General features: G+C 62.6%; 22 protein-coding genes. 11 read left to right on the forward strand and 11 right to left on the reverse strand.

What is annotated here, in order from left to right; all coding sequences use genetic code 11:
* Positions 1-150 precede the first annotated feature (150 nt).
* Complete coding sequence (locus ACU5AY_RS01480; protein WP_446827709.1) at positions 151-1,152, forward strand: esterase-like activity of phytase family protein; 1,002 nt, start codon at positions 151-153, stop codon at positions 1,150-1,152.
* Between the two features lie 49 nt (positions 1,153-1,201).
* Here the strand turns inward: ACU5AY_RS01480 and ACU5AY_RS01485 are convergent, their stop codons facing one another.
* Together ACU5AY_RS01485 and rpmB are read right to left on the reverse strand one after the other, a co-directional pair.
* On the reverse strand, positions 1,202-1,840 hold the full coding sequence (locus ACU5AY_RS01485) for a queuosine precursor transporter (RefSeq protein WP_446827710.1): 639 nt from the start codon (positions 1,838-1,840) through the stop codon (positions 1,202-1,204).
* A gap of 107 nt (positions 1,841-1,947) precedes the next feature.
* Positions 1,948-2,238, reverse strand: a complete 291-nt coding sequence (gene rpmB, locus ACU5AY_RS01490; RefSeq protein WP_446823067.1) for a 50S ribosomal protein L28 — start codon at positions 2,236-2,238, stop codon at positions 1,948-1,950.
* A 251-nt stretch (positions 2,239-2,489) separates the two neighbouring features.
* Between rpmB and ACU5AY_RS01495 the strand changes: the two genes are divergently transcribed.
* On the forward strand, positions 2,490-3,260 hold the full coding sequence (locus tag ACU5AY_RS01495) for a DUF3108 domain-containing protein (protein ID WP_446827711.1): 771 nt from the start codon (positions 2,490-2,492) through the stop codon (positions 3,258-3,260).
* Between the two features lie 84 nt (positions 3,261-3,344).
* On the forward strand, positions 3,345-4,223 hold the full coding sequence (yddG, locus tag ACU5AY_RS01500; RefSeq protein ID WP_446823069.1) for an aromatic amino acid exporter YddG: 879 nt from the start codon (positions 3,345-3,347) through the stop codon (positions 4,221-4,223).
* Positions 4,224-4,229: 6 nt separating this feature from the next.
* Here the strand turns inward: yddG and ACU5AY_RS01505 are convergent, their stop codons facing one another.
* On the reverse strand, positions 4,230-4,655 hold the full coding sequence (locus ACU5AY_RS01505) for a cupin domain-containing protein (RefSeq protein ID WP_446827712.1): 426 nt from the start codon (positions 4,653-4,655) through the stop codon (positions 4,230-4,232).
* Complete coding sequence (gene gloB, locus ACU5AY_RS01510; RefSeq protein ID WP_446827713.1) at positions 4,652-5,425, reverse strand: hydroxyacylglutathione hydrolase; 774 nt, start codon at positions 5,423-5,425, stop codon at positions 4,652-4,654. The genes ACU5AY_RS01505 and gloB overlap by 4 nt, the downstream gene beginning before the upstream one ends.
* Before the next feature lie 97 nt (positions 5,426-5,522).
* On the opposite strand from gloB, the gene ACU5AY_RS01515 reads away from it, so the two are divergent.
* The 3 genes from ACU5AY_RS01515 (at position 5,523) to ACU5AY_RS01525 (ending at position 8,419) form a co-directional block, all read left to right on the forward strand.
* On the forward strand, positions 5,523-6,284 hold the full coding sequence (locus ACU5AY_RS01515; protein ID WP_446823072.1) for a class I SAM-dependent methyltransferase: 762 nt from the start codon (positions 5,523-5,525) through the stop codon (positions 6,282-6,284).
* Positions 6,285-6,383: 99 nt separating this feature from the next.
* Complete coding sequence (gene hisC, locus ACU5AY_RS01520) at positions 6,384-7,493, forward strand: histidinol-phosphate transaminase (protein WP_446827714.1); 1,110 nt, start codon at positions 6,384-6,386, stop codon at positions 7,491-7,493.
* A complete protein-coding gene (locus tag ACU5AY_RS01525; protein WP_446827715.1) occupies positions 7,490-8,419 on the forward strand; it encodes a prephenate/arogenate dehydrogenase family protein in 930 nt (309 codons plus the stop codon). The genes hisC and ACU5AY_RS01525 overlap by 4 nt, the downstream gene beginning before the upstream one ends.
* Before the next feature lie 16 nt (positions 8,420-8,435).
* On the opposite strand, the gene ACU5AY_RS01530 is transcribed toward ACU5AY_RS01525, so the two are convergent.
* On the reverse strand, positions 8,436-9,455 hold the full coding sequence (locus ACU5AY_RS01530) for a DUF2125 domain-containing protein (protein WP_446827716.1): 1,020 nt from the start codon (positions 9,453-9,455) through the stop codon (positions 8,436-8,438).
* A gap of 50 nt (positions 9,456-9,505) precedes the next feature.
* Here ACU5AY_RS01530 and ACU5AY_RS01535 point away from each other — a divergent pair, with 50 nt between their 5' ends.
* Positions 9,506-10,042, forward strand: a complete 537-nt coding sequence (locus ACU5AY_RS01535) for a gamma-glutamylcyclotransferase (protein WP_446827717.1) — start codon at positions 9,506-9,508, stop codon at positions 10,040-10,042.
* On the opposite strand, the gene ACU5AY_RS01540 is transcribed toward ACU5AY_RS01535, so the two are convergent.
* The 4 genes from ACU5AY_RS01540 to ftsE form a co-directional block, all read right to left on the reverse strand.
* Positions 10,027-10,833: a lysophospholipid acyltransferase family protein gene (locus tag ACU5AY_RS01540; RefSeq protein WP_446827718.1), complete on the reverse strand. Its 807-nt coding sequence runs from the start codon at positions 10,831-10,833 to the stop codon at positions 10,027-10,029. The genes ACU5AY_RS01535 and ACU5AY_RS01540 overlap by 16 nt on opposite strands.
* Positions 10,834-10,912: 79 nt before the next feature.
* Positions 10,913-11,614: a YdcF family protein gene (locus ACU5AY_RS01545; RefSeq protein ID WP_446827719.1), complete on the reverse strand. Its 702-nt coding sequence runs from the start codon at positions 11,612-11,614 to the stop codon at positions 10,913-10,915.
* Between the two features lie 71 nt (positions 11,615-11,685).
* Positions 11,686-12,696: a cell division protein FtsX gene (locus ACU5AY_RS01550; RefSeq protein WP_446827720.1), complete on the reverse strand. Its 1,011-nt coding sequence runs from the start codon at positions 12,694-12,696 to the stop codon at positions 11,686-11,688.
* A gap of 4 nt (positions 12,697-12,700) precedes the next feature.
* Complete coding sequence (gene ftsE / locus ACU5AY_RS01555; protein ID WP_446823080.1) at positions 12,701-13,360, reverse strand: cell division ATP-binding protein FtsE; 660 nt, start codon at positions 13,358-13,360, stop codon at positions 12,701-12,703.
* 224 nt (positions 13,361-13,584) lie between these two features.
* Here ftsE and ACU5AY_RS01560 point away from each other — a divergent pair, with 224 nt between their 5' ends.
* The 4 genes from ACU5AY_RS01560 to ACU5AY_RS01575 all read left to right on the forward strand — a co-directional run bounded on the left by ACU5AY_RS01560 (position 13,585) and on the right by ACU5AY_RS01575 (position 15,848).
* A complete protein-coding gene (locus tag ACU5AY_RS01560) occupies positions 13,585-14,241 on the forward strand; it encodes a hypothetical protein (RefSeq protein ID WP_446827721.1) in 657 nt (218 codons plus the stop codon).
* A gap of 60 nt (positions 14,242-14,301) precedes the next feature.
* Entirely contained in the window at positions 14,302-14,847 is a 546-nt protein-coding gene (hpt, locus tag ACU5AY_RS01565) for a hypoxanthine phosphoribosyltransferase (protein WP_446827722.1), read from the forward strand.
* A 130-nt stretch (positions 14,848-14,977) separates the two neighbouring features.
* Positions 14,978-15,337, forward strand: a complete 360-nt coding sequence (locus ACU5AY_RS01570; RefSeq protein ID WP_446823083.1) for a response regulator — start codon at positions 14,978-14,980, stop codon at positions 15,335-15,337.
* A 16-nt stretch (positions 15,338-15,353) separates the two neighbouring features.
* The gene (locus ACU5AY_RS01575; protein ID WP_446827723.1) at positions 15,354-15,848 is read left to right on the forward strand and encodes an N-acetyltransferase family protein; all 495 of its coding nucleotides are present in this window, start codon (positions 15,354-15,356) and stop codon (positions 15,846-15,848) included.
* An 18-nt stretch (positions 15,849-15,866) separates the two neighbouring features.
* Here ACU5AY_RS01575 and ACU5AY_RS01580 read toward each other — a convergent pair whose 3' ends face one another.
* Positions 15,867-18,545: a TIGR02302 family protein gene (locus ACU5AY_RS01580; RefSeq protein ID WP_446827724.1), complete on the reverse strand. Its 2,679-nt coding sequence runs from the start codon at positions 18,543-18,545 to the stop codon at positions 15,867-15,869.
* A gap of 159 nt (positions 18,546-18,704) precedes the next feature.
* Complete coding sequence (lysA, locus tag ACU5AY_RS01585) at positions 18,705-19,973, reverse strand: diaminopimelate decarboxylase (RefSeq protein WP_446827725.1); 1,269 nt, start codon at positions 19,971-19,973, stop codon at positions 18,705-18,707.
* Positions 19,974-19,980: the final 7 nt, after the last annotated feature.

The raw sequence follows: 19,980 nt of genomic DNA on the forward strand, positions 1-19,980 counted from the left end.
GTGGCGCGGAAATTTCTACCAGTGCGCGAGTTTCTCCGTTGATACTTGCGTGTGGCTGGAGCAGCGCGGTACAGCAGGCGCGATCGTGGGTTTCGCGATCGGCCGCAGCGTTGTAAACAGCGGCTCAGACTTACGAGGATCCCGATCAAAATGCGCTTTCCCCATCGCCGGGCCGTTATTGCCTGTGCCGCCTTCGCGGTGACAATCGGCCTGAGTGGCCCCGCCAGCGGCGGAAGCACGGTGACCGCGCGGCAGATCACGGCCTTCGAGCCCGGCTCCGATGCCTCCCGGTTCGGCGCTTTCGAATTCGTCGGTGGCGTGGTGATGAGTTCGCCCGACAGCCTCTTCGGTGCCTGGTCGTCCATCCGCTTCCGTCCGGACGGGCGGCATTTCGTTGGTGTGCTCGATACGGGACACTGGATAACCGGCGAGATCGAAAGAGATGACAGCGGCAAGCTGAAAGGGCTCGGCGACGTGGCGATCACGTCGATTCTCGATTCGTCCGGCGCGCCGCAATCGCAAAAGTGGCGGGTGGATGCCGAAGGGCTGACACTGATGGAGGGCGGTGAGATTGCAGCCAGCTTCGAGCAGCGCCATCGCATTGACGTCTATCCCGATCCGGGATTCGAGGCCTCAAAGCCGCTGCGCACGCTCGATTTCCTCATTCCTCGCGGCGAATTGCGAAACAATGGCGGGTTCGAGACGCTGGTGCGCTCTCCGGATGCCGGGCCGCTTGGCGGTTCGCTGATGGTGATTGCCGAGAAGAGCGTCGATGCGGCCGGCAACCTGTTCGGGGCGGTCCTCAGCGGACCCAGGAAGGGTATCTTCACCGTTCGGCGCACCGACGATTTCGACGTGACGGACGGCACCTTCCTGCCGGGCGGAGATTTGCTCATCCTCGAACGCCGGTTCAATTTCTCCGACGGTCTCGACATGCGCATCCGCCGGATCAGGACGGATGACATCCGTCCGGGCGCTTTCGTCGATGGCGACGTCTTGCTGCAGGCAGGACTGTCCTACCAGATCGACAACATGGAGGGGATCGATGCCTTGCAGGCGGAGGATGGCAGCACGCATGTCATCCTCGTCTCAGACGACAATCATTCCATCCTGCAGCGCAGCCTGATGCTGGAATTCAAGCTGATCGAATGAGGGGACGCGCGCGAAGAGCCTTCCGCACGCGCGCCTTTCGGTAGGGATCTCAGGCTGTCGGTTCTGCCGCCGGCATCGGCTTGACGAGGCTCATGACGGCGCCATAGGGCAGCAGCATGACGAAGCCGATCAAAAGCTTCACGGTGAAGTCGCCGATCGCCCAGGACATCCAGCGCGGGATATCGTAGGCGACGACGCCGAGGATCGGCGCTGTGCCGAGCGCGAAATCGTCGTTCGGACCGAGGAAGACGAAGGCCGCCGCAAATGCCAGCGAGAAGAAGATGACCGTATCCAGGGCGGAGCCGAGAAGCGTCGACACCAGCGGTGCCTTCCACCAGCTTGAGCGGCGAAGCCGGTTGAACAGGGTGATGTCGAGCAGCTGTCCGACGAGATAGGCCGAGCCTGAGGCGATTGCGATTCGATGGGTCGATGCGACGATGGAGAGGATGACCGCCACCGCGAAGCCGGCTGCGACCACGCGACGTGCCGCCGCCGGACCGAACTGCCGGTTGGTCAGGTCGGTGATCAGGAACGAGACCGGATAGATGAAGGCGCCGTAGGTGAGGATGTCGGCGAGATTGATGCCGAAGATCGTGCCGGGTACCGGGAACTGCACAAGGAAGTTCGAGGCGACGACGACGAGCGTCATCAGGGCAACATAGGGGATTGTGTGTCTGAGCATCTGCATTTTTTTATCCTGGGGTATGCCACCAGTTGGAGTGTCGATTATGCACAAGCAAAAGGCCTGACCGGATGCCGGTCAAGCCTTTTCAAGCTTTAAGCACAGTGGCCTGATCAGGCGGCTTCAGCCGTCTTCTTCACGATCTGGCGACGCAGCAGGCGGGCGCGCATCGAAAGTTCGTTCTCGTCGGCCTTCAGAAGGAAAGCATCGAGACCGCCGCGATGCTCAACCGAACGCAGGGCCGCAGCCGATACGCGCAGGCGATAACGCTGGCCGAGAGCATCGGAGATCAGCGTGACGCTGCACAGGTTCGGCAGGAACTTGCGCTTGGTCTTGTTGTTTGCGTGGCTGACATTGTTACCCGACTGGACGCCCTTGCCGGTCAATTCGCAACTGCGGGACATGATACACCTTTATTTCTTTTTCTTCGCGTTGGATCGTCAGCCAGGCAAAGCCCAGTGCGCAATCCAACTGGTCATGATTGGAAAGTTGCGGTTCTATAGTCAGAGGAGCCGCCCGCGTCAAGACAAAGCTCGATGTTTTAGCCGATTCAGACAAAAACTTGCTTCAATTCACATCTAGCGCGATATCATAGCACAACCAACGAGCCGCAAAGGCCGACGATCCGCCGGGCGGGCGAAAAGGTACCTTCGATATGTTGCGTCGCTTAGCTCTTGTTGGCGCCTTGTGCGTCCTTCCCGCCCTCAATCCGCAAGCCTCTGCGGAGGCCGGTGGCGGCACCACCGAATACAAGGTGACACTGGCCGGCTTCACCGTGGCGGGCGCGTCCTTCGTCTCGCGGATCGACAATGGCGCCTTCACCATCAGCGGCCGCATCAAGGCGCGTGGTATCGCCGATCTCTTTACCGACTTCGATGCGACAGCGGATGTCAGCGGCGCGGTGCGCGACGGACGGCTCTCCCCGTCGCGATACGCGCTCGCCTACAAGAAGGGCAAGAAGCACCGCAAGTTTACGGTCGCCTTCGACAACGGCAACGTGACGTCGTCCGAAATCGTGCCATCTAAACGGCGGCCGAAGGACTGGGTCGACGTCGAACCGGCACATCTGCGCGGAGTTGCCGATCCGATCTCCGGCCTGATTCTGCCGCCAGGCGAAGGGGCCTGCCCGAAGCAGATTTCCCTGTTCGACGGGGAAACGCGCATGGAGCTCAAGATGTCCTTCCGCTCCATGCGCAAATTCTCCGCTGCCGGCTACAAGGGAGATGCGGCAGTCTGCTCCGTCGATTTCAAGCCGCAGGCCGGCTACAAGAAAAGCGACAAGGACATGCGCTATCTCGCCGGCAGCCGGGACATGGAGATCTGGTTCGCCAGGACCGCGTCCGGCGGCGCCTATGCGCCGGTCTATGTGGATATCCCGACCCGGGCTGGCACGCTGGTAATCCGGGCGGTGCGCTTCGAAGGGTAGAGCGGCCATATTGCCAGTCATGGTGGTGCCGGTTATGGTTCGCCCGCAATTCGTCCATAACTCCTTTTGCCGGAAATCCTGAAGATGAAGACCCGCGCGACGCTGATCGGCTTCACGGCCGTCATAATGTGGTCATTCCTGGCGCTGTTCACAGCCGCCTCGGGCAAAGTGCCGCCGTTCCAGCTGGCGGCGATGACATTTGCGATCGGCAGCCTGCCCGGCTTGTTTTCTCTCATCCTTCGCCCGGAAAGGCGCAGCCTGCTGCGCCAGCCGCTGCCCGTCTGGGTGCTCGGCATCGGTGGATTGTTCGGCTACCATTTTCTTTATTTCACGGCGCTCCGGAATGCGCCGCCGGTCGAGGCCGGGCTGATCGCCTATCTCTGGCCGCTGCTGATCGTCGTCGGTTCGGCGATGCTGCCGGGCGAGCGGCTCAGGTGGTTTCATGTCGCCGGCGCCTTGATGGGCCTTGGCGGCACCGTCCTGATCGTCGGCCGTCATGGGGTGGCATTCGATGGCGCTTATGCCCTTGGATATGGCGCGGCATTCCTGTGCGCCTTCACCTGGTCGGCCTATTCGCTGCTGTCGCGGCGATTCGGCAAGGTTCCGACGGATGTCGTCGCGGGCTTCTGCCTGGCGACGGCGATTCTTTCCTTCCTGAGCCACCTCGCGCTCGAGCAGACGGTGTGGCCGCAAACGGTCGGTGAATGGCTGGCTGTGCTGGGGCTCGGACTGTTTCCGGTCGGTGCTGCCTTCTACACCTGGGACTACGGCGTGAAGAACGGCGATATCCAGATTCTCGGCGCGTCGAGCTATGCGGCGCCGCTCGTCTCGACGCTGGTTCTCGTGCTGGCCGGTTTCGCGGTGCTGGACTGGCGCATCGGTCTTGCCTGCCTGCTGATTACCGGTGGCGCGATGCTGGCGGCACAGGAAATGATCGGCCGGCGGGCCGCGAGGGCCAAGTAGGGCGACTCAGCGGTCCAGCGGGTTCCAGTTCGCCGGCGCCATTTCGAAGCTCGAGAACTCGAATCCGGGTGCAACGGTGCAGCCGACAAGCGTGTAGTCACCGAGCGTTTCCGCCGATTGCCACCAGCCCGAATGGACGATCGCCTGCGGGTGTTCGCCGGCGGCGAGATTGATGCCGAGCTTGACGGTGTCGCTGATCAGTCCATCCGACGAGCGGTGCAGGGCAAGCGGCGCGCCGGCGTAATAGTGCCAGATCTCGACGGCATCGCGAACGCGGTGCCAGTGCGATCTCTCGCCCTTCTGCAGCATGTAGTAGATGGCGGTCGAATTTCCGCGCGGTGCGCCGGCGGTGTCGCGGAAGGTTTCTGCGTACCAGCCGCCTTCCGGATGCGGCTGCAGGGATAGTTTCTGAATGATCTCTTCGGCAGTCATCGGAAGTTGTCCTTGCGTTTGCGGATCTCTGCAAAAACATCGGCGTCGCTTGCTGCCTCCATGCCCAGATGGGCGCGAATGCCGGCATCGGACGGTCTCAGGAACGGGTTCGTCGCCTTCTCCACCGCGATCGTCGTCGGAATGGTGAACTTGCCCTCTGCCCGCAAGGCTTCGATTTCGGCTGCCCGCTTTGCGAGCGCGTCGTTACCGGGATCGACAGTGACCGCAAAGCGGGCATTGGAGAGGGTGTATTCGTGGCCGAAATAGACCTTCGTGTTGTCCGGAAGTTTGGCGAGCTTCTGCAGCGATTGCCACATGTCGGCGGCCGGCCGCTCGAACAGGCGGCCGCATCCGAGCGCGAACAGGGTGTCGGCGGCAAAGAGAAGCGCGTCGTCCGGGAAATAATAGCAGATGTGGCCGGCAGTGTGGCCGGGTGTCTCGATCACATGGACGGGGTGGCCGGCAAACTCGAAGCGGTCATCGTCGCCGAAGGCCTGGTCCAGGCCCGGTATGGCGACGGCTTCATTGATCGGTCCGGTGATCTCGCAATCGAACTTTTCCTTCAGCGCCAGATTGGCCTCGACGTGGTCGTGGTGATGGTGGGTGGTGAGAATGTGGGTCAGCGTCCAGCCGCGGCGTTTCAACGCCTCTAGGATCGGCCCTTCTTCCGGCGCATCGATGGCCGCCGTCTGCTTCGTTTCGGGGTCGTGCAACAGCACGCCGAAATTGTCGCTGCGGCAGGGAAAGACAACGATCTCGAATAAGGCCATCTACAACACTCCATGCAACCGGGATCATTCTATCAATGATTGGAGAATGTAGACTGTTCCGTCTTGAAGTCCACCGAAACGCAGTTAGGTTTACAGCATGCATACCGACATCGTCGACCTCAGGCAGTTCTACAATTCCGAGCTCGGTCATCTGGCCGAGCATTCGATTGCGATGGCCTTGTCTTCGATATGGGCAAGGCTGCCCGAGGAACGTCTCGTCGGCCTCGGTTATGCCACGCCCTATCTAGACCGGTTCCGCGCCGATACCGAGCGCACATTTGCCTTCATGCCGGCCGGGCAGGGGGCGGTGAACTGGCCGCTCGGCGAATATTCCTCCACGGCGCTGATCTTCGACGAGGAATTGCCGCTGCCGGACGCCTCGATCGACCGCGTGCTGATGGTCCATGCGCTGGAATTCACCGAAAATCCGCGCGAGTCGCTGAAGGAAATCTGGCGTATCCTGGCACCGGGCGGACGCCTCGTCATCGTCGTGCCGAACCGTCGCGGCGTGTGGGCGCAGATGGAGCACACGCCGTTCGGCTCGGGCCGGCCCTATTCGCGCGGGCAGCTGTCAACGCTGCTGAGGGAAACGAATTTCACCCCGATCTCGGCGACCGACGCACTGTTCTTCCCGCCCTCGAGGTTCCGCACCATCCTCAAGCTCAGGACACTGCTTGAGCGCTTCGGGCGCAAGCTCTGGCCGCTCTTTTCCGGCGTCATCGTCGTCGAGGCGCAGAAGCGGCTCTACCAGGGCCTGCCAGTCAGCGCACGGGCGTCACGGCGGGTCTTCGTGCCGGTGCTCGCCCCACACGGCGTGCCGACCACCAGGGACGCCGCCGACCCTCGAAAACTCGGCTGATCGCGCCGCACTCCGCCTCGACAAAAGGTACAATCCGCTTTAATCGGTGATTTCCTTTCGGGCAGGCTGCGGCCGGCCCAATTCCGCAAGGTCGATCACATGAGTACCGAAATGCAAGAGCCTGTTCCGCGTCCCGGCATCCTTGACATCGCCGCCTATGTTCCTGGCAAGGAATCCGCTCCGGGCGTCGCCAAGGTCTACAAGCTTTCCTCCAACGAGACGCCGCTCGGGCCGAGCCCCAAGGCGATCGAGGCGTTCCGCGGCGCGGCTGGGCATCTCGAGCTCTATCCCGACGGGCAGGCGACGGAACTGCGTCAGGCGATCGCGTCCGTCCACGGGCTGAACACCGCCAACCTCATCTGCGGCAACGGCTCGGACGAACTTCTCGGCCTGCTCTGCCATGTCTATCTCGGCCCCGGCGACGAGGGCATCATCACCGAGCACGGCTTCCTCGTCTACAAGATCCAGATCATGGGCGCGGGTGCGACGCCGGTCGTGGTCAAGGAAAGGGATTGCGCCGTCGATGTCGACGCGATCCTCGCCGCCGTGACGGCGAAGACGAAGATGGTCTTCATCGCCAATCCTGGCAATCCGACCGGGAGCTATGTGCCGGTCAGCGAAATCCGCCGGCTGCATCAGAGCTTGCCACCGCATGTGCTGCTGGTTCTCGATGCGGCCTATGCCGAATATGTCCGCCGCAACGACTACGAGGCGGGGATCGAACTGGTCTCGTCCAACCGCAACGTGGTGATGACCCGGACCTTCTCCAAGGTCTATGGTCTGGCCGCGCTGCGGGTCGGCTGGCTTTACGGTCCGCTCGCCGTCATCGACGCGATGAACCGCGTGCGTGGTCCGTTCAACCTCAACGCTCCGGCGATCGCCGCTGCGTCGGCCGCCATCCGCGACCAGGGCTTCGTCGGCAAGGCGGTCGAGCACAACCTTGCCTGGATTTCGACGGTTACGGAGGCTTTGGAAAAACTGGGTCTCAAGATCACGCCGTCGGTCGCCAATTTCGTCCTCATCCATTTCCCGGACGTGGACGGCAAGCGCGCGGATGCGGCCGACGCCTTCCTGACCAGCCGCGGCTATATCCTGAGAGCGGTCAAGGGATATGGCTTTGCCAATTCGCTGCGGATGACGATCGGCTCGGAAGAGGCCAATCGCGGCGTGATCGCCGCACTGACGGAATTCATGGGTGAGCAGAAATGAGCAATGTTCTCTTCGACCGGATCGCGCTGATCGGTATCGGCCTTATCGGTTCGTCCATAGCGCGCGACATCAAGAAGTATGGTCTTGCAAAGGAAGTCGTCATTTCCTCGCGCAGCACGGATACGCTGAAACGCGCCGAGGAACTGGAGCTTGGGGACCGCTACGTCGCGTCCGCCGCTGAGGCGGTCAAGGACGCGGACCTCGTCGTCGTCTCCGTTCCCGTCGGTGCATCGGCCGCAGTTGCGGCAGAAATTGCCGGTAGTCTCAAGCCGGGCGCGATCGTCACCGATGTCGGCTCGACCAAGGCATCCGTGATCGCGCAGATGCAGCCGCACATGCCGGACAACGTCCATTTCATTCCGGGCCATCCGATTGCCGGTACAGAACGCTCAGGCCCGGATGCCGGTTTCTCGGGTCTCTTCTCCGGTCGCTGGTGCATCCTGACGCCGCTCGAAGGCACGGATCCGGCGGCGCTGCAGGCGCTCAGGGATTTCTGGATGGCGCTTGGCTCCAAGATCGACGAGATGGACCCGCTGCATCACGACAAGGTGCTTGCGATCGTCTCGCACCTGCCGCAGATCATCGCCTACAATATCGTCGGCACCGCCGATGACCTGGAAACGGTGACCGAATCGGAAGTCATCAAGTATTCTGCTTCGGGCTTCCGTGACTTCACCCGTCTTGCCGCGTCCGATCCGACCATGTGGCGCGACGTCTGCCTGCACAACAAGGATGCGATCCTTGAAATGCTGGCGCGCTTTTCGGAAGATCTTGCCTATCTGCAGCGGGCGATCCGCTGGGGCGAAGGCGACAAGCTGTTCGAACTCTTCACCCGCACGCGGGCGATCCGCCGCCTGATCATCGAGGCCGGCCAGGACGTCGATACGCCGGACTTCGGCCGCCATCTGCGCGACGAGAAGAAGTAATCGCGAAACCGCCGGATTACAGCGGCGGCAGATAGCCGATCGGGATGAAGCTGACGAAGACGGCACCGTCCTCGATGTCGAGGCTTATGGTGCCGTTGTCATGCTTGCCGGCGATGCTCTTCAGAATATCGGCGACGTTGCGGATCTGGCCCGCAGCTTCCGGAAACTCGCTGACCAGCAGGTCGCGCCAGGCCTGTATGCGTTCGATCTCGACGCGAATGCGGCCGGAGATGAAGCCGTTCTCATCGACGCTGAAAGGGCCGGACGCGGTTACGATGCGGCCCTCGCCGAGATCGACCGCGAGGCCGCGCAACTGGCCTTCGGAATTGCGAAGGACCGTATCCAGTCGTTCCTTGCCGGCGAGAAGACCGGCCTTGCCGGTGAGCGTCAGGTCGATGCTGGTCGAAAACGGAGGCAGGACCTTCTGCGCAGGATCGGCCAGCGTGGCGTTGACATCTTCGGCCAGCAGCGCGACGTCGAGGTCTGCGCCGTTGGCTCTCAGATGCGCTTCACCGTGACCGGATTTCACATCGGCGGATACCTTTGCGAGAGAACTCGAAACGCTTCCGGTGATGTCCTTGGCAATCAGGTCGACCTTGCTCACCCCGCCAAGGCCGGCGCGGAAGCTCGATTGCAGGCTGGACCATTCGAGATGCGTGAAAAGGCCGTACGTCGTGCGGAGCTCGGCCGGTCCGTCCAGTTCGAAGACGACATGGCCTGGCTGATAGATCTGCGCGGCCGAGCGCAGGGCGCCGAAGGTTGCCGACAGGCCCTGACGGCTGTCGTCGATCGCCAGCTTGTCGCAGAACAGGCCGATGCGGAACGGATAGCCCCGGACATCCAGAGCGCTGCACTGGCCGCCGATGCCGTCGGCGGCGCCGGATCCGGCCAGAAACTCGGCGACCCTGGTCTTCAGCTGGCTTGCCGCGACATACCATCCACCCGTATAGAGGACTATTGCGACGAGGACCGCTGCGGCCAGCCAATAGACCCTTCCTGACACTGTCGATCTATTGCCGGGAGCAGGTGCCGCCATTGGGTTCTCCACGTTCTTGAATCGGCTTATTGAGAGACTTGACGCGGGATATGGACGATTTTTGGGTGTTTGGCTACGGTTCGCTGATGTGGAACCCGGGCTTTGTGTTCAGCGAAAGCCGTCAGGCGCTTCTCGCCGGCTACCGTCGCGCCCTTTGCGTCCGCTCCTATGTGCATCGCGGCACGCCCGAGCGTCCGGGTCTCGTGCTCGGTCTCGACCAGGGTGGCTCGTGCCGGGGCATTGCGTTCAAGGTTGAACCGCACGACCGCGACAGCGTCATCGACTATCTGCGGGAGCGTGAGCTGGTGACCAGCGTCTATCTCGAACGCAGCGTTCCGATCCGGCTGGACAACGGGCGAAAGGTGAGGGCTCTCACCTATGTCATCGATCGCCGGCACGAACAGTATGCCGGTGCGCTGGACCCGCTGCATGCCGCCGGCACCGTCCTTTCGGCGACAGGCCGGTCCGGGCCGAACGAGGCCTATGTCCGCAACACCGTCGAGCATCTCAGGGGTATCGGCATTCGCGACCATCGGCTGGAGAGGGTGATCGCAGAGATGGGCCGGCTCGCTCAGGCCGGAAGCTGATCAGCGGCGTTCTGCGCCCGCAATTCCGCGATCCTCGCGACGGCCGTCGGCGGCAGCGGCAGGTCCGGATTCCTCTCGACGGTTTCGAGCAGCAGTTGGTCGCTCGCCTTTTCCATGGTTTCGACAAGCATCTTGAAAAAGACGTCCTGGGGCAGGCCGGGCGCGATCGGCGGCAGGATGCGGATGGTGATGTGGCCTGGATAGCGGTTGAGGCTGCGGCGCGGCCAGAACAGGCCCGCATGGCAGACGATCGGCACGACGGGCATTTCGAGGTCGCGGTAGAGGCGGGCGATGCCGGCGCGATACTGCGGCTCGGCACCCGGCGGGCGGCGTGTTCCCTCGGGGTATATGACCAATTGGCGACCGGTCTTCATCTCCGCCTTCGTGCGCTTCATCAGGTCGACCATGACCTTGCCGCGTGCACCGCGATCGATGGGGATCATCCGCTGCTTCATGGCGTACCAGCCGAAGAGCGGGATCCACATCAGTTCGCGCTTCAAGATGAAAAGCGGATCGTTGATGAACGGCAGCAGCGCGTAGACGTCCCAGAACGACTGGTGCTTCGGTGACGCGATGTACGGACCGTCCGGCAGGTTCTCAAGGCCCTCGACGCTGTAGGTGGTGCCGACGATCGCCTTCATCAGGCGGTGGTTGGACATCGCCCAATTCTTCGGAATCCGGAAGGCGGTCTTGCGGGGCAAGAAGAAATAGATGGGCGACAGCACGATCATCCGGATGATGATGTTCGCGTAGAACAGGATGTTGAACAGCATCGAGCGGAAGAAGATCATCGGAGGGCCTGATGTGAAAGTCGTTTTCCGCTGCCTACACGAAATGGGCGTGGAGTGAAAGACGTTCGGCCGTCGAGGGCTATCCGTCCATGCCGGTCCTCAGGCCGGAACCGATGCCGATCCCGGTCAGGCCGCGAAGCCTGGCCGCCAGCAGCTTGACGTATTCGGCGATCATGGTGCGCATGGCGTTCGGGTCGGCAAACCAGTTGCGCTGCTTGAGATCGGCATTGACGACGGGGTAGGGCAGGAACTCGATGCGGGGTTCGACCTGGCGAAGCTCCAGAAGGCTGCGAGGCATGTGGTAGTTGTTGGTCACGACCAGGACCGAGCGATAGCCATTCTTCTCGATCCACGCCATCGTCTCGTTGGCATTGCCGATCGTGTCGAGCGCGGCGTAACCGATATCGACACAGCAATTGAACAGGTCTTTCGGCGCGTCGGTCATCTTGCGGATCTGGGCGCCGGTCGTGCTCGGATGCACGCCGGAGATAAGAAGACGGGCGCCGGCGTGTTCGGCGAGCAGGGCGACAGCCTGATCGATGCGCTGGTAGCCGCCGGTCAGCACGACGATCGCGTCGGCCTTGGGGGAGGAGGGTGGCGCGTAGGAGGAGACGGTGTCGGCAAAGCGCAGGAAATCGACGAAGACGACGCCGGCCAGAAGAACGCTGACAATGCCCACCCGACGTGCGACGCGCCGAAAGAGGCTTCGGCGGGCACGGGGCTCGGCTTTTCGGCGCGATTCGGTCATTGGGGCGCCGTGCAATGTTTCCTCGGTGACCATGAAGTCTTCTTAATTATCGAATCCGGTGCGAAACAGACCAAAACCGCCAAGGCCATTCTCTCCGGCTTTCCTCAACCCGCAGTGCCATCGGAGCGGGCGGGGTCCGACCGGATCCGGTCGATCTCGTAGATCGTGCGAATCACGGTGATCCTGGCCGTCAGCGTCGTCAGGAAAGCAATGACGATCATCGTGGCAAAAATACCGGCGTAGCCGAGATAGTCTACGGAGAAGGTGCCGAAAAGGGCGGTTGCCTGATCGGATTGCGGGGTGGCGAGCGAGCGGCTCTGCCAGAAGCCGGCGACCGCAAAGGAGGCCGCGGCGAGAAGGCTTCCCGCCGCCGAGCCCTTGAGGCTGATCTTCAGAAAATGCTTCTGGAACTCGTTGGCGATGAAGGAGCCCTCGGCACCGACGAAATGCAGTACCTCGACGATGTGATGGTTGCCGGCCAACGCGCCGCGCGTTGCAAAGACCACGGTCAACACCATTGCGGAGAAGACCAGGCCCAGGAGACCGACACCGATGGCGACCGTGGTGCGGGCCATCGAGACGAGGCGATCGACCCAGGTGCGGTGGTCGTCCAGGGTCGCCTGGGGAATTTCCGCCTTCAGCTGCGCCCGCATGGCGCTGAAATCGGGTGGATTGTTCTCGTCGATGGTGACGATGACGAGGCGCGGGACGGGAAGCTCGTTGATATCGAGACCGGTGCCGAGCCAGGGTTCGAGCAGGCGCGCCGTTGCCGCCTCGTCCATGATGGTTCCGGACTTGGTGCCGACATAGGAGAGCGCGATGTTCTTCGCCTTCTCCAGCGACTGGTTCATGTCCAGCCGGTCGTCAGGCTTGATCTGGATGGTGATTTCCCGCGAAATCTGGCTCTGCCAGGAATGGGCGGTGGCCCGGACCATCGACACGCCGCCGAGCGTGATGCAGGCGAGAAACGCCATGATGGCGATAACCACCATCAGCGCGTTGCCCTGAATGTTGGACGAGGGCACGATCGGACCCGCGGCGCGCAGGCGAAGCGGCGGTTTGCGCGGCTTTTTCGTCTGGGGCGGCTGTGGCTGTCGTCCCGTCCTGTCGTTCATGGCCTCACTCATAGATTTCCAGCCGCCCCTCCGTCAGGATCATACGCCGCGCGTCGATACTGTCCATCAGCGCGAAATCGTGAGTGGCGATGACCACCGCTGTGCCGAGGCGGTTGAGTTCCAGGAAGAGGCTCAAGAGGCGCTTGGCCATGGGAGGGTCGACGTTGCCGGTCGGTTCGTCGGCGAGCAGGATCTCCGGGCGGTCGATCAAGGCGCGGGCGATCGCCGCGCGCTGTTTCTCGCCGCCGGACAGCACGGGCGGCAGGACATTGATGCGATCGCCGAGCCCGACCCATTTCAGCAGTTCGACGACGTCGGTGCGGTAGCTCGCCTCGTCCTTGCCGCGGACGCGAAGCGGCAGCGCCACGTTCTCATAAGTCGTCAGGTGCTCCAGCAGGCGGAAATCCTGGAAGACGATGCCGATGCGCCGGCGCAGCATCGGCAGTTCGCTCCTCGGAATGGTGGCGATGTCCCGGTCGAACATGCGGATGAGGCCGCGGGTCGGCTGGAGCGACAGGAAAAGCAGGCGCAGCAATGTCGTCTTGCCGGCACCGGAAGGCCCGGTCAGGAACTGGAAGGAGCGCTTTGGAATGTCGAAGGTCAGGTCCCTGAGGATTTCCGGACCCATTCCGTATCGCAAGCCGACATTTTCAAAATGGATCAAGGGAGCATTTCCAGTCTCTGGCTTCGGATTTGAATTGGAGCCAACATGACACTTCTTAACCAACGTGGTTAACAGGCGGTAAAGAAACGGCCGAAAACCGTTGTTTTGGGGGCCGTCTTTGCGAAGCGTTAACCATTTACGTTTACGACCCGTTCCTATGTGTTTCAATGCCGAGCTTTGTCCAGACCGTGGATGCGCTTGGCGGAGGGAAAGGTTAGGCGGCGATGGCTCCATACGGTTCACGGCAAGCAAGAGCCGAAACGATCGACCTGCTGCCGCCCGAGCGGCCGGTGGCATCCCGGCGTCCACGCTATCAGTCATCCGGCCATGCCGATGTCGTCGATGCCGAATTCGTCGTCATTAACGACAACCGCAAGCCGGCTTCTCACGAGCGTCCCTCGTTTTCCCGCCCGAAATTCCGCAAGGCGAGAACGGTTTCCGGCCGGGATCTCGCCCTTTCCGCCATGTCCTTTGCGGAGCGTATGCTGGCGCGATTGCCGAAGCGCCAGTTTTCCGGGCTTGTGGCGACCTCGTTCGTGGCGGTCTTCGCGCTTTGCGGCGGCTTTTCGGCGCTCGCCGGCGGGGCGTCCGTGCCGGCATCCGTCTCGCCGCTCGACATCACCCATGTCACGGTGACGCCGCAGATGGCTAACGGCATGCATGTGCTGCTCGTCAACGGCATCATCGAGAACCGGCTCGAAAGCGACCAGCCGGTGCCGCGCCTGCGCGCCGATATTCTCGCCGATGGCGAGCTGACGGCAAGCCTGATCCTCGACCCGCCGACCGACTCGCTTTCGGGCGGAATGAGCCGCGGCTTTGCCGCGCGACTGAGCTATCCCGGTGGAAAACAGCCGGATGTCAGGGTTTCCTTCATGCAATAGGGTGCTTCCGCGCATCTCTCATGGTATCGGCTTTAGTGTCGCCACCGAGGAGAATGCCGCATGCCCGTCGTACGCGGAAAGAATATCGAACCCCTTTTCACCGCCGAGCAGATCGCCGAGCGCAACCGTACCCTTGCCGCCCAGATCGCATCCGGCCCGACGCGCGACCTTCTGGTCATCGCCGTCCTGAAGGGGTCTTTCATCTTCGCTGCCGATCTCATCCGGGCGCTGCACGATGCCGGTCTTGCGCCGGAAGTGGAGTTCATCACCCTCTCGAGCTACGGCACCGGCACCGTCTCCAAGGGGGTCCGGATCGTCAAGGACATTGACAGCGATGTGAAGGACCGGGACGTTCTGCTGATCGACGACATTCTCGAATCCGGCCGCACGCTGCTGTTTGCCAAGGAACTTCTCTACGAGCGCGGCGCGCGACATGTCAGCATTGCCGTCCTTCTCGACAAGAGCGTCAAGCGTTCGGAAAAACTGGAGCCCGATCACGTCGGCTTCGAATGTCCCGACTATTTCGTCGTCGGCTATGGCATGGACGTCGCCTATGCCTTCCGCGAGCTGCCTTTCGTCGGCGTCGTGACCGGCGACGCGGAGTGATTTCCGGCCGTCCGGCGGACAGACCTTGTTAACTATGCCCGCTTGATGGCAAGCTGCATTTACCGATCGCAAAGGAAACTTTGATGAGTTGCCTTCACGGGACAGTAACAAAGATGGAGCGATGCGGGACATGGCAAGGATTTTGATCACCGAAGACGAAGACACCCTGCGCACCTTCGTGGCTCGTGCCCTGCGTCTTGACGGACATGAGACGGAAGAGGCCGCGGACGGCGCGGAAGGCCTGGAAAAGCTGATGGCCGGCTCGTTCGATCTGCTGCTTTCCGACATCCGCATGCCCGTCATGGACGGCATTGCGCTGGCGCATGAAGCCTCGTCGCACTTTCCCCAGCTGAAGATCCTGCTGATGACCGGCTATGCCGAGCAGCGCGAGCGGGCAGACGACCTTGCGCGCAAGATCGTCGATGTGGTGCCGAAGCCGTTCGCGCTTCCCGACATCCGCAAGGCCGTCGCGCTGGCGCTGGCGGCCTGAGCCTGAGGCGGGCGGCGTGCAAGGAACCATCAGACCCGTCCATCATGGTGACTACGCCCCGCTGATTTCTGTCTGGCATCGGGCCTGGCAAGAGGCCTATGCCGATCTCGTTCCGCCGGGCATCCTGGCTTTTCGAACACCCGATCATTTCTCGCAGTGGTTGGCCGAGGCGCTCGGCGAAGAATTCTTCTCTGTCGCCGTGGCTGGCGGAACCGTGCTCGGCTTCGTTTCCACGCGCAACGACGAGATCTGCCGGCTCTATGTGGACCAGCGGGCGCGCGGGTCCGGAGCCGCGCAGGCATTGCTTGCCTATGGCGAGGATGAATTGGCGTCTGCCGGATGCAAGATCGCCAAGGTATACTGTCTTGCAGGAAACACGCGGGCGGAACGGTTCTATCAGCGTCAGGGCTGGAGCCTTCGGCAGACGGTGGAAGAGCCGCTCTGGTTGCCGGAAGGCGTCGAAGGCTCCTTCAAAGCGCTCAGCCACATGTATGAGAAGCCCTTGGCCTGACGGACCCGTCAGTGCCGCTTACTTGATATCCAGCAGACGCTCCAGATAATCCTTCTCGATCTGCATGGCCGGATTGTTCGAGAGCTTCTCGCGGATCGCATCGAGGATTTCGCGGGCGCGCTGGATATCGATCTCGTCCGGCACCTTCACGCGTTCGCCGAAATCCGGACCGCGATTTCCGAGAGGGCGGCCGAGCGGATCGCGCCCGTCACGGCCTTGCGACTGGCCGGTCTGTCCCTGGCCATTCCCCTGCATGGCCTGCATCATCTGGCTCATCATGTCGCGGACGCCGCGGCGAAGCGCTTCCAGTGCACGGCCCTGTCCGTCGACTGCCTGATCGCCGCGACCCTTGCCGAGCGCGCCGGCGGCACCGTTCATTTCGCGGTTGGCGTCGTCAAATCCTTCGCCGGGCTTTATGCCGAGCTTCTTCAGTTCGCCCTGCAGTTCCGCCAGCGAATCGGCCAGCGCCTGCTGCTGGGCCTTGAGGCTCTTCAGCGCATCCTCCAGCTGCTGCTTGGTCATGCCGTCGGTTGACTGCTGGCCGTTCTCGCCGTTCTGGGCCTGCTGGTCGCCATCCTGCTGCTGTTGCTGCTGCTGATCGTCGCCGGACTGATCCTGGCCCTGCTGCTGTTGCTGGCCCTGGTCCTGCTGGCCTTGCTGGTCGTCGCCTTCCTGCTGGTCCGGATCGCCGCGCTGCATGCGGTCCTTCAGAGCCTGGTTCATCTGGAAGGTCTGCTCCATGAGCTTCTGCTGCTGCTGCATCAGCTCGCCAAGCTTGTCCATCTGCTGGCGCATCGGGTTGTCCTGCTGCTGGCCGCCGTTCGGCTGCTGGCGGCCGGCCTGCAGGTTGTTCATCATTCGCTGGAGTTCGGACAGCAGCTGCTGGGCGGCATCCTTGTTGCCAGAGCGGGCCAGATTTTCGATCTGGTCCATCATGTTTTCCAGGTCCTGCTGGCGCAGGATATTCTGTGCCTGCTGCTGTTGCTGCTGCGGCGAAGCGTTCGGATTGTTATCGAGGCGCTTGGCGAGTTCCTTCATGTACTCGTCCATCGCTTTGCGAAGCTCATCCATGAGCTTCTTGATCTCCTCGTCGCCGGCGTCGCGCTCCAGTGCGTTTGCAAGCGCCTGCTGCGCATCGCGAAGCTTGCGCTCGGCCTGGGACAGGTCGCCGTCCTCAATGCCGTTGGCGATTTCCCACAGATAGGAAGCGGTATCCTTCAGGCCTTCCTGATCCCGCGTCATCTTCATCCGCATGAAGGCCGAACGGATGAGCAGGAAATCGGTGAGGTTGGGAATGGTCAGTTCCGGGCGGACCTGCAGGGCCTCGTTCATCGCGATGGCTTGCGGGAGCGCGCGGACATCGAGGGAGAAGATCTGACGCTCTTCGGCGACGCTGGCCGCCAGCGGCTTGCTGAAGCCGCGATCCGGCAGGGTCATGTAATGCGGCTGGCTGCGGCCCGTCTGGCCCTTGGCGTCGGTCGCGACGAGCGTGATCTTGACCCGCTTGCCCGAGAGCGGATGCTCCGTCAGATTGCGGCTCGTCAGGCCCTTGGCATCCTTGGTATTCCGGCGCGGCAAGTTGAGCTTGTATTCCGGCAGGGGAAAGAGCGGCACAGCGTCCTTGTCGGCGTCGTAGGCTGGCTCAATGTCCGCATGGGCCTCTTGCAGGCCGTAATCATCGCTGGCCTTGAACGGAATTTCCAGAGCGCCGTTGACGGCGCGCCGCGGCAAGCCGTCGAAGGCGATTTCCGGCGGCCGGTCCGGGACCACCGAGAGAGCCCAGTTGCGGCCATTGACGCTGAGAATGCCGCTCTGCTGAAGCGTCATCTGATGCGTTTCCGGCGTGTCCGCGGATGCCTGGCTCGGCTCGGGTGCTGCGTCGTCCGTCTTTTCTGCCGCCAGAAGCGGCACTTCTTCTGCGCCGCCGACACCCTGCGGCTTGAAGAGGGCGGTCTTGTCGCCCTTGCCGCCGGTCATGCGGATCGTCAGGACCGATTCCTCCGGCACGGAAACCGGCTCGCCGGACTGGTCGAGACGGCTGGTCAGGTAGACGGGCGCCTTGCCGGTATAGGCGGGCGGCGCGATCCAGGCGTCGATGCGCATGTCCGGATCGCTTGCTGCGACAGATTGGTTGCGGAAGGCGTCGACGAGAGTGCCGGCGCCATTGGAGAACGAATAGGCAAAGGCGACCGTGACCAGCAGGACCGGGACGGCGCGCAGCGCCCAGCGGTCGAAGCGGGCGATGTCCGGCCGAGGCAGGCCCGCGTCGAGGGAGGCGATGCGGGCCGCCATGCGTCGCTGATGCTCGTGCCAGAGGGCGGCGGCGATCGGGCTGTCGAAGGCCGGCTCCTCGTCCTGGATGGCGACCGGCTGGTGGGCGAGATTGTTGCGCTCTTCGAGGAAGCGGTCCGCCTCGCGGTTCTTCGGCCAGCGCAGCCTGAGCGCGGGCAGGAGCGAGGCGAGGAAGGCGAAGACGAACAGGAAAATCAGCGTGAGGCGCAGCGGATCCGGCATCAGGCGGTAAAGACCGAACCAGGCGAAGCACAGGAAAAGCGCGGCGACGGCGAGCGGCGCAAGCAGAATGGGCATCAGCCTTTCGGCCAGCATCACGCTGGCCGCGGTGATCCGCCGGAACGCCAACGCTCGCGTCTGCTTCTGAGATTTGCTGCTGCTCTGGCCTTGCCCAGGCTCCGTCATCCAGTCGGGCTCCCTGCCTTGTTTCATCCAAGGCGGTTAAGGCGGCACGATGCCGAATTCATGGCGTCAGGATAACATTGTTTGTGGCGAAGGCGAGGGCGCTTTGTGCCGGCCCTGCCTTTTTTGCCCGGTATCAACGAATTTTGAACCGGCCGTGTATCAGTCGAGCCAGGCCGGAACGGAGTCGAGACCGATCAGTTCGTCATAGGTCGGGCGCGGACGGATGACATGGAAATCGCCGCCCTTCACCAGGACTTCCGGGATCAGCGGACGGGTATTGTACGTGCCCGCCTGCACCGCGCCATAAGCGCCGGCTGACCCGACCCAGAGCAGGTCGCCCGGCTTCGGCATGGCCATCTCCCGGTCTTTCGCCAGGAAGTCGCCGCTCTCGCAGACCGGGCCGACGACATCAGCCTTGATCCAGGGAGAGTTGGCGGCGGAAATCCTGACCGGCTTGATCTCGTGATAGGCCTCGTAGAGCGTCGGGCGGATGAGGTCGTTCATCGCGCCGTCGACGATCACGAAGGTCTTGTCTTCGGTGTCCTTCACATAGATCACCTCGGTGACCATGATGCCGGCATTGCCGACGATCAGGCGGCCGGGTTCGGCGACGATCTTGCAGCCTAGATCCTTGAGCTGGCCCTTGACGATTTCGGCGAAGCTGTCGGGAAGGGGCGGCGGGTTGTTGTCGTCGCGGTAGGGAATGCCGAGGCCGCCGCCGATGTCGACATGCTCGATCGTGTGGCCGTCGGTGCGCAGCGTGTCGACGAGTTCGCGCAGCAGGCGGAACGCGTCGGCAAACGGCTGCAGATCGGTGATCTGGCTGCCGATGTGCATGTCGATGCCGGTGACCTTGATGCCCTTGAGGGTTGCGGCGTGCGCGTAGACGCTGCGGGCGCGCTCGTAGGAAATGCCGAACTTGTCGCCCTTCTTGCCGGTCGAAATCTTGGCATGGGTCTTGGCGTCCACATCCGGATTGATGCGGAAGGAAACGTGAGCCTGCTTGCCGGCGGCAAGGGCGCGCTGGTTGAGGATTTCCAGCTCCGGCTCGGATTCGACGTTGAAGCAGTAGATGCCGGCTTCGAGCGCGAGGTCCATTTCCGACGGCTTCTTGCCGACGCCCGAAAACATGATGCGGTTTGCCGGAATGCCGGCGGCGAGCGCCCTGCGCAGTTCGCCTTCCGACACCACGTCGATGCCGGCACCAAGTCGGCCGAGCGTCTTGAGGACGGCCTGGTTGGAGTTGGCCTTCATGGCGTAGCAGACCATCGAATCGACGTCGGCGAAGGCGCCGGAGAAGACCTTGTAGTGGCGCTCAAGCGTTGCGGTGGAATAGCAATAGAACGGCGTACCAACGGCCTTGGCGATTTCCGGCACGGGCACATCCTCGGCATAGAGAATGCCGTCGCGGTATTCGAAATGGTTCACGGACGTC

It is taken from the genome of Rhizobium sp. PAMB 3174 (genome assembly GCF_052908375.1).

Coding starts and splice junctions, on each gene's coding strand:
- ACU5AY_RS01545 (WP_446827719.1), bottom strand. CDS start 11,614: ATGGTCACCGAGGAAACATTGCACGGCGCCCCAATGACCGAATCGCGC.
- ACU5AY_RS01570 (WP_446823083.1), top strand. CDS start 14,978: ATGGCAAGGATTTTGATCACCGAAGACGAAGACACCCTGCGCACCTTC.
- yddG (WP_446823069.1), top strand. CDS start 3,345: ATGAAGACCCGCGCGACGCTGATCGGCTTCACGGCCGTCATAATGTGG.
- ACU5AY_RS01560 (WP_446827721.1), top strand. CDS start 13,585: ATGGCTCCATACGGTTCACGGCAAGCAAGAGCCGAAACGATCGACCTG.
- rpmB (WP_446823067.1), bottom strand. CDS start 2,238: ATGTCCCGCAGTTGCGAATTGACCGGCAAGGGCGTCCAGTCGGGTAAC.
- ACU5AY_RS01580 (WP_446827724.1), bottom strand. CDS start 18,545: ATGACGGAGCCTGGGCAAGGCCAGAGCAGCAGCAAATCTCAGAAGCAG.
- ACU5AY_RS01550 (WP_446827720.1), bottom strand. CDS start 12,696: ATGAACGACAGGACGGGACGACAGCCACAGCCGCCCCAGACGAAAAAG.
- ACU5AY_RS01485 (WP_446827710.1), bottom strand. CDS start 1,840: ATGCAGATGCTCAGACACACAATCCCCTATGTTGCCCTGATGACGCTC.
- gloB (WP_446827713.1), bottom strand. CDS start 5,425: ATGGCCTTATTCGAGATCGTTGTCTTTCCCTGCCGCAGCGACAATTTC.
- ACU5AY_RS01515 (WP_446823072.1), top strand. CDS start 5,523: ATGCATACCGACATCGTCGACCTCAGGCAGTTCTACAATTCCGAGCTC.
- ACU5AY_RS01530 (WP_446827716.1), bottom strand. CDS start 9,455: ATGGCGGCACCTGCTCCCGGCAATAGATCGACAGTGTCAGGAAGGGTC.
- ACU5AY_RS01540 (WP_446827718.1), bottom strand. CDS start 10,833: ATGATCTTCTTCCGCTCGATGCTGTTCAACATCCTGTTCTACGCGAAC.
- ACU5AY_RS01505 (WP_446827712.1), bottom strand. CDS start 4,655: ATGACTGCCGAAGAGATCATTCAGAAACTATCCCTGCAGCCGCATCCG.
- hisC (WP_446827714.1), top strand. CDS start 6,384: ATGAGTACCGAAATGCAAGAGCCTGTTCCGCGTCCCGGCATCCTTGAC.
- ACU5AY_RS01495 (WP_446827711.1), top strand. CDS start 2,490: ATGTTGCGTCGCTTAGCTCTTGTTGGCGCCTTGTGCGTCCTTCCCGCC.
- ACU5AY_RS01535 (WP_446827717.1), top strand. CDS start 9,506: ATGGACGATTTTTGGGTGTTTGGCTACGGTTCGCTGATGTGGAACCCG.
- ACU5AY_RS01525 (WP_446827715.1), top strand. CDS start 7,490: ATGAGCAATGTTCTCTTCGACCGGATCGCGCTGATCGGTATCGGCCTT.
- ACU5AY_RS01480 (WP_446827709.1), top strand. CDS start 151: ATGCGCTTTCCCCATCGCCGGGCCGTTATTGCCTGTGCCGCCTTCGCG.
- hpt (WP_446827722.1), top strand. CDS start 14,302: ATGCCCGTCGTACGCGGAAAGAATATCGAACCCCTTTTCACCGCCGAG.